We start from the raw sequence: 16,690 nt of genomic DNA, 5'->3' as shown, positions 1-16,690 counted from the left end.
GACAGGCTTACGATACCAGCTGCTTGCGGTGGCGCTTCGAGGCATACATGTCCTGGTCGGCCTGGTGCAGCAGTTCGCCGGCGCTGGCGGCGTCGTGCGGACACAGCGCGGCGCCGATGCTGACCGACACCCGCAGATGCTGTCCCTGGTACTCGACCGGCTCGGCGATTGCGGCGCGCAAGGCGGCGCTCATGCGGCGCACCACCAGGTCGCCGTTGGCGTCGGCCAGCGGCACCGCCACCACGAACTCGTCGCCGCCCAGGCGCGCGGCCAGGTCGGAGGTACGGATCGCACCGCGGATACGCTCGGCGATCACGGCCAGCATATGGTCGCCGGCGGCGTGGCCGTGGCGGTCGTTGACCGGCTTGAAGCCGTCGAGGTCGAGGAACAGCACCGCCACCGCGGCCGCGCCCTGGCGCGCCGCCAGCAATTCATCCAGCCGGCGCAGGAAGCGCACCCGGTTGGGCAGGCCGGTCAGCGGGTCGTGCTCGGACCGGTGCTGGCTCTGGCGCTTGGCTTCTTCTTCGAGCTTCAGGTCGTGCGCCAGCGCGTTCTTGAGCAGGAAGGCCTGGCGTGAAAAGCGTTCGCGCAGAACCAGGGACGTCATCCCGACCAGGTTCGCGACCGCGAGAAAAAAACTGTTCTGCACCAGCAGCGGCCATTGCCCGCGCTCGATCATCCCTTGCACGAAGACGGCTTCCGCCACATAGCTGCCGACCACGGCGATGCCGGTGATGGCCGCGTACAGCGGGCGCAGGTAGGTCCAGGCATACAGCGCCATCGACACGATCAGCAGGCCGGCGTAATACGTGCCCCAGGCCAGGTCGGAGGGACTCGACTGCGTGATGATGGCTTCGATGCCGACGCTCCAGCCGATCGCAGTCGCGCACATGCAGAGCGTATAGTTGCGCAGGAAGGCCTGTGGCCGCAAGCGTACGGCGGCCGTGACCACCAGCGCGGAGATCACGACGATGGCGCGCACTGTCCAGGCGCCGCGCACATTGCTCGGCAAGGTGACGGCGTCGAGGCAACCGAAGCACAGCACCAGGACAGAGCACAATATACTGGCGACATACAGCATGCGCACCTTGTCGCCGGCCAGGTCGGCCTGGTAGGCGTCTTCGAGGGCTGGCGCAAACCGCGCGGGGGTAGCAAAGGACTGGATGAACCGGAGCACGGAAAAAGGCATAACGGCATGAAGGGAATCCATAAGCGTAACGCATAGCGAACATGCAAGCTATCTCAACCGGCCTGAACGTGACGTTTCCGACACAACACTTATAATTCTTGAAAGAATCATGACTGACGACTTCATCGGCATCTACGACCATGCGCTGAGCGCCGCGCAGTGCGCTCACATCCTCGAGCGCTTCGAGGCCAGCGACAAGGTCGTGCGCGGGCGTACCGGCAACGGCGTCGACGTCGCCAAGAAGGACAGCTGGGACCTCACCCTCACCCAGCACCCGGAATGGCAGGACGTGGCCGGGCTGATGTCGGCCGCCGTGCGGCGCCACCTGGCGCAGTACGTGGACCGGTACCGCGCGCTGGTGCTGGGCGCGCTGTCGCCGATGGTCGCGCATCCGGAAACCGGCCAGCCGGTCGCGCTCTCGCTCGACAACTTCGACGCATGCGGCCGCCCGCACCTGGACGCGCTGGTGCAGGCGATGTACCGTTGCGGTCCGATCAACCTGCAGAAGTACCTGCGCGCCAGCGGCGGCTACCACCACTGGCATTCCGAGATCTATCCGCAGAACGCCAGCTGCGAGACCCTGCACCGGGTGCTGCTGTTCCAGTTCTACCTGAACGACGTGGCCGAAGGTGGGGAGACGGAATTCCTGTACCAGGGCAGGAAGGTTGAAGCAAGAGAGGGCAGACTGATCATCGCCCCGGCCGGTTTCACGCACACGCACAAGGGGCATGTGGCGCATAGCGGGGACAAGTATGTGGCGACTTCGTGGATTCTTTACCGGCGGGCGGAGGAATTGTTCAAATAACGTCGTTCCCGCGCAGGCGGGAACCCAAGTTTGACGAACACTTGCAAACGCTAGCGGTTTGCCACGAACCTGGATTCCCGCCTTCGCGGGAATGACGGCTTATGGTGCGGGGAACGACGGGATTAAATTTCGACTTCTTTCAACGCCTGCAAGGCCATCGCATGAATACCCTCATACGACTTGGCAGCCGCAATGAAGCGCCCGTTATGGCAGAAGCCGGCGTCCGCCACGCCGGTGACGGCAGCCAGGTCGGCGTCGCGCAGGCCGGCCCAGGATGCCGGCAGATCGGCGCGCGCTTCGAAGGTGTCGACCGTGGCCGGCACCGTGTGCAGCATGTAGCGCTGCTCGCCGATGTTGTGGCTGATGACGAACAGGACCTTCGGCATCTCCTTGCGCACCACCGAGCTCCAGGGCAGCGCGCCGTTCTTCAGGTACAGCAGGCGCCCGTCTTCCAGCGTCTCGGCGCCGCGCACCTGCTCCAGCGCCAGCATGGCGCCGACGCGGTACTTGACGGCGTTGGCCATCACGTCGGTGAGGAAGTCCATCGCGCGGTGGAACTGGCTGAGGCGGTAGACGTCGGCGGCCTCGCCGTAGCCCAGCCTCTCCTCGTCCATCCAGTTCAGGTTATAGCCGGAGACCACCGCCGACATGCCGTAGCCGCCGGGCGCGTTCTTGGCCGCGCCGACGTCCGACAGGTCGAGGTATTGCACGATGTCGGCATCGATGGCGTAGGCCATCTGCTGGGCGGTGTCGTCGCTCAACTGGTGGCCGGTGTGCTTGACGGCCAGCGCGGCGACGCAGCGGCCGCCGTATTCGCGCCAGACCAGGCCGGCGCTGGCATAGGGCACGCCGCTGGTGCGCGCGCCGCTGAAGCCCTTCTGGTGGTGGTCGAAGCGGCCGGTTGCCGGGTCCCAGATGCCGCCGACGTCGATCACGATGTCGCCGCGGTCGATGATGGCCTGGTCGCGCGTGCGCACCAGTTCGGCCTCGGGATGCAGGACCTTGATGACGGCGACGGCCCAGGCGTCATCCGCATGGAATTTGCCGCCGTGGGTGACGATCAGCATGGCTGGGTGCCGCTCAGTTGTTGTTGACCACGAGACGCGGCTCGCCGATCCCGAAGCGCTCGCGGATCGATTTGCCGATGCCGTGCGCGTCCAGGCCGACGGAGGCCAGCAGCACGCCCGGGTCGCCCTGGTCGATGAAGGCGTCCGGCAGGCCCAGGATCAGCAGCGGCTTGACGATGCCTTCAGCTGCCAGGGCCTCGGCGACAGCCGAACCGGCGCCGCCCATGGTGCAGCCCTCTTCCACCGTCACCAGGTAGTCGTGCTCCTTCGCCAGGCGTTTTACGAGCTCGACGTCGAGCGGCTTCACGAAGCGCATGTCGGCCACGCTCGCGTTCAGGCCCTCGGCGGCCTTCAGGCTCGGGGCGACCATCGAGCCGAAGGCCAGGATGGCGACGCCCTTGCCTTCGCGTTTCACCAGGCCCTTGCCGATCTCGATCGAGCTCAGCTCCTGCTGCAGGGCCGCGCCGACGCCGGCGCCGCGCGGATAGCGCACCGCCGCCGGACCCGGGAAGTGGTAGGCGGTGGTCAGCATCTGCCGGCATTCGTTCTCGTCGGACGGCGCCATGACGACCATGTTCGGGATGCAGCGCAGGTAGGCCAGGTCGTAGTTGCCGGCGTGGGTCGCGCCATCGGCGCCGACCAGGCCGGCGCGGTCCAGGGCGAAGGTCACGTCCAGGTTCTGCAGGGCCACGTCGTGGATCAGCTGGTCGTAGCCGCGCTGCAGGAAGGTCGAGTAGATCGCCAGCACCGGCTTCACGCCCTCGGTCGCCATGCCGGCGGCGAAGGTGACGGAATGCTGTTCGGCGATGCCGACGTCGAAGTAGCGCTCCGGGTACTGCTGGTGGAAGCGCACCATGCCCGAGCCTTCGCGCATGGCCGGCGTGATGCCGATCAGGCGCTTGTCGACGGCTGCCATGTCGCACAGCCAGTTGCCGAACACCTCTGTATAGGTAATCTTGGACGGCGCGGTGGCCGGCTTGATGCCTTCGCTCGGATTGAACTTGCCGGTGCCGTGGTACAGGATCGGCTCGGCCTCGGCCAGCTTGTAGCCCTGCCCTTTTTTCGTCACCACGTGCAGGAACTGCGGGCCCTTGAGCTTCTTGATGTTCTGCAGGGTCGGGATCAGCGAGTCGAGGTCGTGGCCGTCGATCGGGCCGACGTAGTTGAAGCCGAATTCCTCGAACATCGTGGCCGGGACCACCATGCCCTTCGCGTGTTCTTCCAGCTTTTTCGCCAGTTCCAGCATCGGCGCCGGCAGCACGCTTTTTCCCACGTTTTTGGCGGCAGCGTAGAACTGGCCCGACATCAGGCGCGCCAGGTAGCGGTTCAGCGCGCCCACCGGCGGCGAGATCGACATGTCGTTGTCGTTCAGGACCACCAGCAGGTCGACGTCGTCCTCGACGCCGGCATTGTTCAGGGCTTCGAAGGCCATGCCGGCCGTCATCGAGCCGTCGCCGATCACCGCGATCGCCTTGCGCTTCTCGCCCTTGATCTTGGCCGCCTGGGCCATGCCCAGCGCCGCCGAAATCGACGTCGACGAGTGGGCGGTGCCGAAAGTGTCGTACTCGCTTTCGTCGCGCTTCGGGAAGCCGGACAGGCCGTGGTGCTGGCGCAGCGTCGGCATGCGGTCGCGGCGCCCCGTCAGGATCTTGTGCGAATAGGTCTGGTGGCCGACGTCCCACACGATGCGGTCTTCCGGCGTGTTGAACACGTAGTGCAGCGCGATCGTCAGCTCGACGGTGCCGAGGTTGGAAGACAGGTGGCCGCCGGTCTTGGACACCGAATCCAGCAGGAACTGGCGCAGTTCGGTGGCCAGCGGGGTCAGCTGGGTGCGCGGCAGCTTGCGCAGGTCCGCGGGGTCGTTGATGGTATCTAGCAGTTTCATTTAGGCCTTCCGCTGCACGATCAGGTCCGCGAGTTCGCGCAGCCGCAGTGCTTGTTCTCCGAACGGCGTGAGCGCCTCATGCGCCTGCCGCCGCAGTTGTTCGGCCAGCGCCTTCGACGGCTCCAGCCCCAGAATCGATACGTAAGTCGGTTTGTTCGCCGCGGCGTCCTTGCCCGCGGTCTTGCCGAGGGTCGCAGAATCCGCGGTTGCGTCCAGCACGTCGTCCACCACCTGGAAAGCCAGGCCGATGGCGCGCGAATACGCCTTCAATGCGTCCAGCTCCTGCGGCGAGAGGTCCTTCCCGCACAGGGCGCCCAGCAGCACCGACACGCGCAGCATGGCGCCCGTCTTGAGCTGGTGCATGCGCTCGAGTTCTTCCAGCGTCAGCTTGAAACCGACGCTGTCGAGGTCGATCGCCTGGCCGCCGCACATGCCGGCGGATCCCGCCGCCTCGGCCAGCAGGCGCAGCATCGTCACCAGGCGGGCGGGGGCGACATCGCCGGCGCCGGCCAGCACCTCGAAGGCCTGGGCCTGCAGTGCATCGCCGACCAGCAGCGCGGTCGCTTCGTCGTAGGCCACGTGCACGGTCGGCTTGCCGCGGCGGAGCGCGTCGTCGTCCATGCAGGGCATGTCGTCGTGGACCAGCGAATACACATGGATCATCTCGACCGCGCAGGCGGCGCGCGCTACGGCGTCGTCGGCGGCGCCGAACAGTTCGCCGGCCGCATGGGCCAGCAGCGGGCGCACGCGCTTGCCGCCACCCAGCGTGGTGTAGCGCATCGCTTCATGCAGCTTGGCGGGCTTTGATTCCGCCGCCGGCAGGAAACGGCCGAGGGCATCCTCGGTGCGGGCCTGCACGCCTTCCATCCAGCTGCGGAAGTCCTGCTGCGTGCTCATTCGTCATCCTCGCCGTCCGTGCTGAAGGGCTTGAGCATCTCGCCTTCGAGCACCTTGACCTGCGACTCCACCTTCTCCAGCTGGGCCGCACAATAACGCACCAGTTCGGAGCCGCGCGCATAGGCGGCAACCGACGCTTCCAGCGGCAATTGGCCGCCTTCCATCTGCGTCACCAGCTGGGCAAGCTCGGCCATCGCCTGCTCGAAAGACTCGGGCGGGAGGTTCGCTGGCGCTACGGCGCTCTCCGCGCTTGTTTTATTTGGCATAATGGTTCGATCGGTTCGGGGCGAGGCGCAATAGTCTAATCGCTTATTGTAAACAATCCTACCCCTGCATGACGCCGCGTCTGCGTCCGGCATCTTGTAAGCAAAGACACATTTTATCGCAAAGCGCTTCCCGATTAATGAAAACGATGCCTTCCAGGCAATTTTTATGCACGCACGCACCACAACCGCGTGCAGGGCCAGTCCACGGCTGAGCCTTTACAGGCTATAATCTCCGGTTCTGTCTCCGAAATACCGTATTCCGTTTATCACTCCGGAAATGCTGGTTCTCGGATTCTTTCTCTTCTTTGGCTGAAATCTGTAAAGGGGGGTTGGGATGTCCGATCTGGCTACCCACGCCAAGCTGGCGCGCTCGTGCGCCCAGCTTCCGGTAAATGTCTACTTCGACCAGGCGCTGCTGCAGCGCGAAATGCAGGAACTTTTCCTGAAGGGCCCCCGCTACGCCGGGCATGAACTGATGGTGCCCGAAAAGGGCGATTTTGCGACCCTGAAGTCGGAGAACGAGGGTCGCATGCTGGTGCGTAACGCACAAGGCATCGAACTGATGTCCAACGTCTGCCGCCATCGCCAGGCGCTGATGTTCAATGGCCGCGGCAATGCCAAGAACATCGTCTGCCCCCTGCACCGCTGGACCTACGACCTGAAGGGCGAACTGATCGGCGCGCCGCATTTCGCCGACACGCCCTGCCTGAACCTTTCGAAGACGCCGCTGCAGAACTGGAACGGCCTGCTGTTCGAGCAGAACGGCTATGACGTCATGGACAAGCTCAAGCACCTGTCGGTGACGAAGGACCTCGATTTTTCGGGCTACATGTTCGACCATGTGGAAGTGCACGAGTGCGACTACAACTGGAAGACCTTCATCGAGGTCTACCTGGAGGATTACCACGTCGAGCCCTTCCACCCGGGCCTGGGCAACTTCGTCAGCTGCGACGACCTGCGCTGGGAATTCGGCACGGACTACAGCGTCCAGACCGTCGGCGTGCACCGCGGCCTGCAGAAGTCCGGCTCGCCCGCGTATAAAAAGTGGCAGGAACAGGTCCTGAAGTTCAACAATGGACAGGCGCCGAAGTATGGCGCGATCTGGCTGACCCTGTACCCGAACATCATGGTCGAGTGGTATCCGAACGTGCTGGTGGTGTCGACCCTGTGGCCGATGGGCCCGCAGAAGACCCGCAACGTGGTCGAGTTCTACTACCCGGAAGAGTTCGTGCTGTTCGAGCGCGGGTTCGTCGACGCCGAGCGCGCGGCCTACATGGAAACCTGCGTCGAGGACGACGAGATCGCCCTGCGCATGGATGCCGGCCGCAAGATCCTGCTGGACCGCGGCGTCAACGAGGTCGGCCCCTACCAGTCGCCGATGGAAGACGGCATGCAGCACTTCCACGAATGGTACCGAAGTAAACTGGACAGACTCGACCTCATCGCACCAGGAATGTAATGCCGCCAGCTTTATGGATGTTGTTTGCCAGCTTCGCGTTTGCCGCCATGGGCGCGGGCGTGAAGCTGGTCTCCCCTTACTACTCCACTTCTGAAATCGTGATGTACAGGGGCCTGGTCGGCACCCTGCTCCTGTTCCTCATGATCCGCCTGCAGGGCGGCACCCTCAAGACCCTCTTCCCCAAGCAGCACCTGGTGCGCAGCCTGGTCGGCGTGACCTCGCTGTGGATGTGGTTTTACGCGATCGGCAAGCTGCCGCTCGCCACCGCCGTCACCCTCAACTACATGGCGCCGATCTGGCTCGCCGCCTGGATGTTCCTGATGGGCTGGTGGCATGCGAAAGGCCAGACGGAATGGCCGCTGGTGGTGGCGATCGGCATGAGCTTCGTCGGCGTGACCCTGGTGCTGCGCCCTGCCGTCGAGATGAACGAATGGCTGGGCGGCGCGGTGGGCGTGATGTCCTCGATTATCTCGGCGATGGCCTATATGCAGGTGCGTAACCTGGGCCAGATGGGCGAACCCGAATACCGCGTGGTGTTCTATTTTTCGCTGACCACGACCGTGGCCGGCTTCTTCGGCACCCTGCTCGAGAACGGCGTCGCCGCGCCCTTCCATGCGCATACCTGGCACAGCGGCCTGCTGCTGCTGGCGATCGGCATCCCCGCCCTGCTGGCCCAGATGGCGATGACGCGCGCCTACCGCCTCGGCAAGGTGCTGGTGGTGGCCAACCTGCAGTACACCGGCATCATCTTCTCCAGCCTGTGGGGCATGCTGCTGTGGGGCGACGTGTTCGACTGGCACGTGTGGCTGGGGATGGGCGTGATCCTGGTCTCCGGCATCGCCGCGACGTTCTACAATACGAAGAGCACGGCGCGCGGCGCCGTCGTCAAGGATACCGATCCGATCGCCAGCGAACTATAAGGAGACTGCTTATGTACACGACCCTGATCGAAGCCGCCGCCCTGGCACCCCATGTGAACGACGCCGACTGGGTGATCGTCGACTGCCGCCACGACCTGGCGAACCTGGCCGCCGGGCGCGAAGCCTATGCGGCCGGCCACCTCCCGAACGCGCTGTTCGCCGACATGGAGCACGAGCTGTCCGGTGAAAAACGCGATGCGAACGGCGCCTTCCGCGGCCGCCATCCGCTGCCGGAAAAGGATGCCTTCATCGAGCTGCTGCGCAGCTGGGGCGTGAACGAGAATACGCAGGTCGTGGCCTACGACGCCCACGGCGGCATGTACGCGGCGCGCCTGTGGTGGATGCTGCGCTGGATCGGCCACGAAGCCGTGGCGGTGCTGGATGGCGGCGTGCCGGCGTGGCAAGCGGCCGGCCTGCCCTTGTCGACCGATGCGCCTTCTTCACGCGCGCCCGGCACGATCACGGCGCGCGCGCCGCTGGTGACGACGGTGGACGTGAATACGGTCCTGCACAATGTGGAGCATGGCGGCCGCCAGGTGGTCGACGCGCGTGCGCCGGACCGCTTCCGCGGCGAGAACGAGACCATCGACCCGGTGGGCGGCCATATCCCGGGCGCGAAGAACCGCTTCTTCAAGGATAACCTGCAGGCGGACGGGCGCTTCAAGGCGCCGGATCGGCTGAAGGCGGAACTGGGGGTGGCGGTGGGCGATCCGAAGAAGGCCATCATGCAGTGCGGCTCCGGCGTCACGGCCTGCCACAACCTGCTGGCGCTGGAAGTGGCGGGCCTGCCTGGCGCAGCCTTGTATCCGGGATCGTGGAGCGAGTGGAGCGCGGACGCCGCGCGGCCGGTGGGGACGGGCGCTCAGTGAGCGCACGTCCGGCGATCAATGATTCCATGGTGGGCACGTTTGTATTAAGCCCCCCGGCCTCAATACCCCACCCTACCGCTTAATGGTTCATGTCGTAGGGCGCCGGCAGGAAGTCCGCCAGCGTAAATACGAGGACCGACAACACCAGGATACCGAGCACGAAGCCGAACCGCGACGGCTTCTCACGCAGCGCCACAACCACTTGATTGACCAGCCTTGCCATTGCTGCCTCCACATAGCGAACGACTCAGCATAGGCCGGTTCGAATTCCCATGTCAATATGGGAGGACAATAAACCTCAGTGTCCGTGCGTCAGGAGCAGCACGATGACCACACCCAGCCCGATCAGCAATACCTGCGGAATCGACTCGCGCACGGTGGCGCGCCGCTGCATCTGCGGCATCAGGTCGCTCACGGCGATGTAGATGAAGCCCGAGGACGCGAACACCAGTACGTAGGGAATCAGGCCGCTGGCTTGATCGAGCGTGTAATACCCAAGCAGTCCGCCGACCACCGCCAGCAGGCTGCACAGCAGGTTGAAGACATAGGCGCGCAGGCGCGAAAAGCCCGCGTTCAGCAGCACGATGAAGTCGCCGATCTCCTGCGGGATCTCGTGCGCGATGATGGCGACGCCGGTCACGATGCCCAGCTGCGGATTGGCGAGGAAGGCGGCGGCGATCAGGATGCCGTCCGTGAAGTTGTGCATGCCGTCGCCGATCAGGATCATCCATCCCGCCTTGCCCGCCTGGTGCGCGTCGTGCCCGTGCGCGTGGTGGTGGCCGTCGCCCTCGTGGTGGTGCGAATGGCGCAGCAAGGCCACCTTCTCCAGCAGGAAGAAGGCCAGCAGGCCGCCCAGCAGGGTCGCGAACAGGCCGCGTGGATCGACGCCCGACTCGAAAGCCTCCGGCAGCGCGTGCAGCAGCGAGGTCGCGAGCATGATGCCGACCGACAGGCTGACCATGCGCTCGACCACCTTGGCCAACAAGGTAAAGGAAAACACTGCCGCAGCCGTGATGCTGACGACGCCCGCCAGGCCGGTTGCAAGTAGGATGGAAATGAGAACGGGGTCGATCGTGAAGCCTCTTCTTGTTCTTTGTGCGCCGCATGCGGGCGCCAGCCCGGCATTTTACCGTGCCGGGCCGTAAGCCGTGCGAATCAGGCCACGCCGTGCTGCCTGAACCAGGCCAGCGCGCGCGTCGAGCCGTCCTTCGCGTCCTTCTCGTTGTAGCTCGGACGGTAGTCGGCGTGGAAGGCGTGGCCCGCGTCCGGGTACACCACGAAGGTCGATCCACTCGAACCCTTGGCCAGCGCCGCCTTCATCTTCTCGACGGTGTCGAGCGGGATGCCGGTGTCCCTGGCGCCGTACAGGCCCAGCACCGGCACCGTCAGGCTTGGTGCGATGTCGACCGGATGCTGCGGCGTGTTCGCGGTCGCGTCGCCCTGCAGGCGGCCGTACCAGGCCACGCCGGCCTTGACCTTGGGGTTGTGGATCGAGTACATCCAGGTGACCCGCCCGCCCCAGCAGAAGCCGGTGATGCCCAGCTTGTCGACGTTGCCGCCGTTATTCGCGGCCCAGGCCACGCAGGCATCGAGGTCGCCCATCACCTGCGCGTCGGGGGTCTTCGAGATGATGTCCTTCATGAGGGTGGCGATGTCGCCGATCTTCGACGGGTCGCCCTGGCGCACGAACAGCTCCGGCGCCAGCGCCAGGTAGCCCTGCTTCGCGAAGCGGCGGGCGACGTCGGCGATGTGCTCGTGTACGCCGAAGATCTCGGAGATCACCAGGATCACCGGCAGGTTCGATTTGCCCTCGGGCTGGGCCCGGTAGACGGGGACGGTCTGGCCGTTCACGTTCAGGTTGACGGTACCGGCGGTGAGGCCTGCGGTATCGGTCTTGATCACGGACTGCGCGGCGACGGGCAGCGTGGCGGCGGCGAAGCCGGTGCCCAGCGCTACCTTCAGGAAGTCGCGACGGTCAATTACGAGATCGTTCATGGGCAATCCTCCGGTCGGGGTAACAAAGGATTGCTATCTTAATGCATACCGTGGGCTCGGGGAGCCCACCCTACATCTAGGCAACGCCGTAGGGTGGGCACCCCGTGCCCACGCATGACGTTAATGGGGGGAGCCGCACACTCAGTGCGCCTCTTCCCAGTTCGCCCCCACCCCCGTCTCCGCCACCAGCGGCACCTTCAGCGTCGCCACGCCCGCCATTAACTCCGGCAACTTGGTCTTGACCAGTTCCAGCTCCGCTTCCGGCACATCCAGCACCAGTTCGTCGTGCACCTGCATGATCATGCGGGTGCCAAGCTTTTCCTGTTCGATCCAGTCCTGCACCGCGATCATGGCCAGCTTGATCAGGTCCGCCGCCGTGCCCTGCATCGGCGCGTTGATCGCCGCGCGTTCGGCGCCGGCGCGGCGCGGGCCGTTCGGCGAGTTGATCTCCGGGAGCCACAGGCGGCGGCCGAACACGGTCTCGACGTAGCCGCGGGCCTTGGCCTGCAGGCGGGTCTCGTCCATGTACTGCTTGACGCCGGCGAAGCGCTGGAAGTAGCGCTCGATGTAGTTGCTGGCGGCGCTGCGCTCGATGCCCAGGTTCTGGGCCAGGCCGAACGCGCTCATGCCGTAGATCAGGCCGAAGTTGATGACCTTCGCATAGCGGCGCTGCTCGCTCTCGACGTCCTCGGGCGCGATGCCGAAGATCTCGGCGGCGGTGGCGCGGTGGATGTCTTCTCCTGCGGCGAAGGCGCGCAGCATCGCTTCGTCGCCCGAGATGTGGGCCATGATGCGCAGCTCGATCTGCGAATAGTCGGCCGACACCAGCACGCTGCCCGGATTCGCGATGAAGGCTTCGCGGATGCGGCGGCCTTCGGCGTTACGCACCGGGATGTTCTGCAGGTTCGGATCGTTCGAGGCCAGGCGGCCGGTAATCGCCACCGCCTGCGCATAGTTGGTGTGCACGCGGCCGGTGTTCGGATTGACCATCTTCGGCAGCTTGTCGGTGTACGTTGACTTTAATTTCGACAGGCCCCGGTGCTCGAGCAGGATCTTCGGCAGCGGATAGTCTTCCGCCAGCTTCTGCAGCACCTCTTCGTCCGTCGACGGCGCGCCGGTGGCGGTCTTCTTGATCACCGGGAGCTGCAGCTTGCCGAAGAAGATCTCGCCGATCTGCTTGGGCGAACCGAGGTTGAAGGGGCCGCCGGCCAGTTCGTAGGCCTGCTGCTCGAGTTCCGCGATGCGCACCGCCAGTTCGCTGGACTGCGCGGCCAGCTTGCCGGCGTCGATCAGCACGCCATTGCGCTCGATCTTCTGCAGCACCACGGAGGTCGGCAGCTCGATCTTGCGGTAGATGTAATTCAGGCCTTCGTCGCTTTCGACGTGGCCGATCATCGTTTGATGAAGGCGCAGGGTGATGTCCGAATCCTCGGCCGCGTACTCGGTGGCACGCCCCAGCTCGACCTGGTCGAAGCAGATCTGGTTGACGCCCTTGCCGCACACGTCGACGAAGGGAATCGTGGTGTAGCCCAAGTGGCGCATCGCCATGGTGTCCATGTCGTGCGGCTTGTGCGACTCGAACACATAGGATTGCAGCAGGGTGTCGTGATTGACCCCGCGCAGCTTGACGCCGTGGTTCTCGAAGATGTGGGCGTCGTACTTCAGGTTCTGGCCCAGCTTCGGCTTGTCCGGGTTTTCCAGCCAGGCCTTCATGCGTTCGAGGACTTCTTCGCGGTTCAGCTGCTCGGGCACGCCGGCATAACGGTGCGCCAGCGGGATGTAGGCGCCCTTGCCCGCCTCGACCGACAGCGAGATACCGACCATCTCGGCCGTCATCGGATCGAGCGAGGTGGTCTCGGTATCGACCGAGGTCAGTTCGGCCTTGTCGATCGCTTCCAGCCAGCGCTCCAGCTGCTCGATGGTGGTGACGGTCTCGTACTCGCCCTTGATGACCGCCATGCCGGGCAGCGTGCCGTTCGCATCGGCCGCGCCTTCCGGCGAATTGAACAGCGGCGCCTGGGCCGGCTGGGTGCCGGGCGTGACGAAACGCCCCGGATTGCCGCTGTTCGGGCCCATCTCGCGCAGCATGGTCTTGAAACCGTAGCGCTGAAAGAAGTCGCGCAGCGCTTCCTTGTCTTCCGGGCGGCCGACCAGGGTTTCCTCGATCGACACCAGGTGGCCGGACAGGTCGCAGTCGCACTTCACGGTGATCAGCTCGCGGCCTTTCGGCAGCCATTCCAGGGCCGCCTGCAGGTTGGCGCCGACCGCGCCGCCGATGGTGTGGGCGTTCTCGATGACGCCGTCCAGCGAGCCGTGCAGGGTCAGCCACTTGACCGCGGTCTTCGGGCCGCACTTGCTCACGCCCGGCACATTGTCGACGGTGTCGCCGATCAGGGTCAGGTAATCGATGATGCGGTTGGGCGCCACGCCGAACTTGGCCAGCACGCCGGCTTCGTCGAGCTTTTCGTTGCTCATCGTATTGATCAGCATGACCTTGTCGTTGACCAGCTGGGCCAAATCTTTGTCACCGGTCGAGACCACGGTGTTCATGCCGCGCGCGGTCGCCTGGCAGGCCAGGGTGCCGATCACGTCGTCGGCCTCGACGCCTTCGACCATCAGGATCGGCCAGCCCATGTGGCGCACCACTTCGTGGATCGGTTCGATCTGCTTGCCCAGGTCCTCCGGCATCGAGGCGCGCGTGGCCTTGTACTCGGGGTAGAGGTCGTCGCGGAAGGTCTTGCCCTTGGCGTCGAACACGCAGGCGATGTAGGCGGCCGGGAAGTCGGCGCGCAGGCGGCGCAGCATGTTGACCATGCCGTGCATCGCACCGGTCGGGTGGCCGTCGGGGCTGCGCAGGTCGGGCAGCGCGTGAAAAGCGCGGTACAGGTAGCTGGAGCCGTCAACGAGAAGCAGGGTATTGTCCATGGAGGGTCGAGATGAGCAAAGGTGGGCCATTATCGCAGAATCGGCATCCCCTCCATATGGGGCCGGTTCACACTTTTCACATGCTTTTTACTGGCGGGCAGCGTCGTTTGTTACAATGAACTAAACGACAAAGGTGACCACCATGCCACGCATCCCTACCCGCCTGCCCCTCCTCGCTCTGCTTCTGGCCGCGCAGGCCGGAATTGCGTCGGCCCAGCAATCGACGCAGCCAGCGGCGCCGCAATCGAACCAGCAGCCAAGTAAAAGCGAGGCCCCGCCCAAGCTCGAGCGCGTCGAACCGGGCAGCGATGTACCGGCCACCAACATCCCTTCGCGCACCCGTACCCAGATCAAGGAAACGCGCGGTGACGGCGGGCAGGTGACCGAAGTCGAAGTGAACAGCAGCGGCAGCCACTACTACATGAAGCCGAACAACCCGCCCGGCGCAGTCCCGGCCGGCCCAGGCGCCACCGCAACCCGCGCGCCGCAATGGAAAGTGGGCGAATTCGACCTGTCGGGCAAGCGCAAGGCCGCGAGCGAGACCGGGACCAACACGCCGACCACCGCCGACGCACCGCCGCCGCCGGCGCTGCCGGCCAACGCGACCGCCGGACCCGAGAAGAAATGACGACCGGCCGCCTTCGTGGGCGGCCGCCACAGCTACCCAATATTTCGTGAACGATGGCAGTTTTCACCTCGGTCACACTGGACGACCTCAGCCAGTGGATCAAGCAGTTTCCCTTAGGTAAAGCCCTGGCGCTCAAAGGCATCGCCAGCGGCATCGAAAACAGTAATTTCTTCCTGACGACCGAGCGCGGCGAATTCGTCCTGACGATCTTCGAGAACCTCGATTTCGAGCAGCTGCCCTTCTACGTCCAGCTGATGCGTCATCTGGCGGAACGCGGCGTGCCGGTCCCGGCGCCGGTGCCGAACGACCGGGGAGAACTGGTAGTGGCGCTGCACGGCAAGCCGGCCACCATCGTCAGCAAGCTCGATGGCAGCTCGCAGATGGATCCGCAACCCGTGCATTGCGCCGAAGTGGGCGCCACGCTGGCGAAGATGCATCTGGCCGGCCAGGACTTCGCGCTGCGCCAGCCGAACCTGCGCGGCCTGGACTGGTGGGTCGAGACCGTGCCCAAGGTCCTGCCCTTCCTCGACGCCGATAAAGCCGCGCTGCTGGAATCGGAGCTGGCCTTCCAGCGCGGCTTCGCGGCCGGTCCGGTCTATGCCAAGCTGACCCAGGGCCCGGTCCACGCCGACCTGTTCCGCAACAACGTGATGTTCGTCGGCGAGCGCCTGAGCGGCTGCTTCGACTTCTATTTTGCGGGCTGGGACAGCTGGCTGTTCGACATCGCCGTCACCGTCAACGACTGGTGCATCGATCTCGAAAGCGGCCGCCTGGACGCGGACCGCGTGCTGGCACTGACCCGCGCCTATCACGCCGTGCGTCCCTTCACCGAAGCCGAAGCCCAGGCATGGCAGCCGATGCTGCGCGCCGCGGCGCTGCGCTTCTGGCTGTCGCGCCTGTACGACCTGCACCGTCCGCGCGAAGCCGAGATGCTGACGCCGCACGACCCCACCCACTTCGAACGCGTGCTGCGCGAGCGCATCGCGGTTCCCGCGCCGGATCTCACCGCATGAACAATCTGCCCGCACTCACCGGCTGGGCCTGGCTGAAACGGGGCATGGCCCTGTTCCGCAAGCAGCCCGCCGCCCTCATGTCCCTGCTGTTCGCGAACATCCTGCTGGCGATCGGCATCAGCGCCCTGCCCTTCATCGGCCCGATCCTGGTGGTGGTGCTGATTCCCTCGTTCACGATGGCCTTCATGCAGGCCTGCCTGATGATCGACAACGGCGACCGCGTCACTTTAGGGGTGCTGCTGACGGGCTTTCGCAAGCCGGTGCTGGGCGGCCTGTGCAAGATCGGGGTGATTTACCTGGGCGTGTTCCTGATCCTGGCCCTGGCGACGCTGCTGATCGCGCCGGATTCGCTGCGCCAGCTCCCGGGCGACATCAAGATCGGCCCCGGCGACAAGCTGCCTTTCACGGCCTCCGACTTCATGGCCGCCTTCGGCCTGCTGATCCTGGAGACGGTGCTGCTGCTGTCGCTGTGCTTTACGGCGCCGCTCACCTACTGGAAGCACATGGGCCCCGGCAAGGCCACCTTCTACAGCTTCTTCGCCGTACTGCGCTCGGCGCGCGTGTTCGGCGTGCTGGTGCTGTGCTGGTTCGGCATCTTCCTCGCCGCCACCTTCCTGGTGGTGAACCTGTTCAGCACGATCATGCTGGCGCAGGTGGTCCTGATGTGGCTGATGTTTTTGTTTATTCTCTTCTGGCAGTGTGCGATCTATGCCGGGTACCGGGATATTTTCGGCAAGCCGGGCGACAAGGATTTGCAGCCGGCGTGACAGCG

16 protein-coding genes are annotated in these 16,690 nt (G+C 65.1%); 7 read left to right on the top strand and 9 right to left on the bottom strand.

The genetic code is table 11. The features are described from left to right. Positions 1–7 precede the first annotated feature (7 nt). Positions 8–1,177 carry a GGDEF domain-containing protein gene (locus LQV39_RS03245; RefSeq protein ID WP_230020310.1) on the bottom strand — a complete coding sequence of 390 codons (1,170 nt, stop codon included), beginning with the start codon at positions 1,175–1,177 and terminating at the stop codon, positions 8–10. A gap of 121 nt (positions 1,178–1,298) precedes the next feature. Here LQV39_RS03245 and LQV39_RS03240 point away from each other — a divergent pair, with 121 nt between their 5' ends. Further along, a complete protein-coding gene (locus tag LQV39_RS03240) occupies positions 1,299–1,994 on the top strand; it encodes a 2OG-Fe(II) oxygenase (RefSeq protein WP_230020309.1) in 696 nt (231 codons plus the stop codon). 122 nt (positions 1,995–2,116) lie between these two features. Here LQV39_RS03240 and LQV39_RS03235 read toward each other — a convergent pair whose 3' ends face one another. The 4 genes from LQV39_RS03235 to LQV39_RS03220 are packed head-to-tail and all read right to left on the bottom strand — an operon-like array spanning position 2,117 to position 6,109. Further along, complete coding sequence (locus LQV39_RS03235) at positions 2,117–3,061, bottom strand: MYG1 family protein (protein WP_230020308.1); 945 nt, start codon at positions 3,059–3,061, stop codon at positions 2,117–2,119. Between the two features lie 13 nt (positions 3,062–3,074). Continuing rightward, positions 3,075–4,946 carry a 1-deoxy-D-xylulose-5-phosphate synthase gene (gene dxs, locus LQV39_RS03230; protein WP_230020307.1) on the bottom strand — a complete coding sequence of 624 codons (1,872 nt, stop codon included), beginning with the start codon at positions 4,944–4,946 and terminating at the stop codon, positions 3,075–3,077. Then, on the bottom strand, positions 4,947–5,843 hold the full coding sequence (locus LQV39_RS03225) for a polyprenyl synthetase family protein (RefSeq protein WP_230020306.1): 897 nt from the start codon (positions 5,841–5,843) through the stop codon (positions 4,947–4,949). Next, positions 5,840–6,109, bottom strand: coding sequence for an exodeoxyribonuclease VII small subunit (locus tag LQV39_RS03220; RefSeq protein ID WP_230020305.1), 270 nt, complete (start codon positions 6,107–6,109; stop codon positions 5,840–5,842). Before LQV39_RS03220 ends, LQV39_RS03225 begins: the two co-directional genes overlap by 4 nt. A 334-nt stretch (positions 6,110–6,443) precedes the next feature. Between LQV39_RS03220 and LQV39_RS03215 the strand changes: the two genes are divergently transcribed. The 3 genes from LQV39_RS03215 to LQV39_RS03205 are packed head-to-tail and all read left to right on the top strand — an operon-like array spanning position 6,444 to position 9,357. Then, entirely contained in the window at positions 6,444–7,568 is a 1,125-nt protein-coding gene (locus LQV39_RS03215) for an aromatic ring-hydroxylating dioxygenase subunit alpha (protein WP_230020304.1), read from the top strand. Continuing rightward, entirely contained in the window at positions 7,568–8,488 is a 921-nt protein-coding gene (locus LQV39_RS03210) for a DMT family transporter (RefSeq protein WP_230020303.1), read from the top strand. The genes LQV39_RS03215 and LQV39_RS03210 overlap by 1 nt, the downstream gene beginning before the upstream one ends. A gap of 11 nt (positions 8,489–8,499) precedes the next feature. Next, on the top strand, positions 8,500–9,357 hold the full coding sequence (locus LQV39_RS03205; RefSeq protein ID WP_230020302.1) for a sulfurtransferase: 858 nt from the start codon (positions 8,500–8,502) through the stop codon (positions 9,355–9,357). A gap of 79 nt (positions 9,358–9,436) precedes the next feature. On the opposite strand, the gene LQV39_RS03200 is transcribed toward LQV39_RS03205, so the two are convergent. The 4 genes from LQV39_RS03200 to polA form a co-directional block, all read right to left on the bottom strand. Further along, the gene (locus LQV39_RS03200) at positions 9,437–9,580 is read right to left on the bottom strand and encodes a hypothetical protein (protein ID WP_230020301.1); all 144 of its coding nucleotides are present in this window, start codon (positions 9,578–9,580) and stop codon (positions 9,437–9,439) included. 75 nt (positions 9,581–9,655) lie between these two features. Beyond that, complete coding sequence (locus LQV39_RS03195; protein WP_230020300.1) at positions 9,656–10,357, bottom strand: ZIP family metal transporter; 702 nt, start codon at positions 10,355–10,357, stop codon at positions 9,656–9,658. 155 nt (positions 10,358–10,512) lie between these two features. Further along, positions 10,513–11,352 (bottom strand): dienelactone hydrolase family protein, encoded by an 840-nt coding sequence (locus LQV39_RS03190; protein ID WP_230020299.1) that lies wholly within the window; start codon positions 11,350–11,352, stop codon positions 10,513–10,515. Positions 11,353–11,493: 141 nt separating this feature from the next. Then, the gene (gene polA, locus LQV39_RS03185; RefSeq protein ID WP_230020298.1) at positions 11,494–14,277 is read right to left on the bottom strand and encodes a DNA polymerase I; all 2,784 of its coding nucleotides are present in this window, start codon (positions 14,275–14,277) and stop codon (positions 11,494–11,496) included. A gap of 142 nt (positions 14,278–14,419) precedes the next feature. On the opposite strand from polA, the gene LQV39_RS03180 reads away from it, so the two are divergent. The 3 genes from LQV39_RS03180 to LQV39_RS03170 are packed head-to-tail and all read left to right on the top strand — an operon-like array spanning position 14,420 to position 16,685. Next, a complete protein-coding gene (locus LQV39_RS03180) occupies positions 14,420–14,905 on the top strand; it encodes a hypothetical protein (protein ID WP_230020297.1) in 486 nt (161 codons plus the stop codon). 53 nt (positions 14,906–14,958) lie between these two features. Further along, a complete protein-coding gene (locus LQV39_RS03175; protein ID WP_230020296.1) occupies positions 14,959–15,918 on the top strand; it encodes a homoserine kinase in 960 nt (319 codons plus the stop codon). After that, entirely contained in the window at positions 15,915–16,685 is a 771-nt protein-coding gene (locus LQV39_RS03170) for a BPSS1780 family membrane protein (protein ID WP_230020295.1), read from the top strand. The genes LQV39_RS03175 and LQV39_RS03170 overlap by 4 nt, the downstream gene beginning before the upstream one ends. Positions 16,686–16,690: the final 5 nt, after the last annotated feature.

The sequence above is a fragment of the Massilia sp. Bi118 genome, assembly GCF_918697865.1.
GTDB lineage: Bacteria > Pseudomonadota > Gammaproteobacteria > Burkholderiales > Burkholderiaceae_D > Telluria.
The sequence above is the reverse complement of the archived record's forward strand: the minus strand, read 5'-3'. Positions and strand labels throughout refer to the sequence as shown.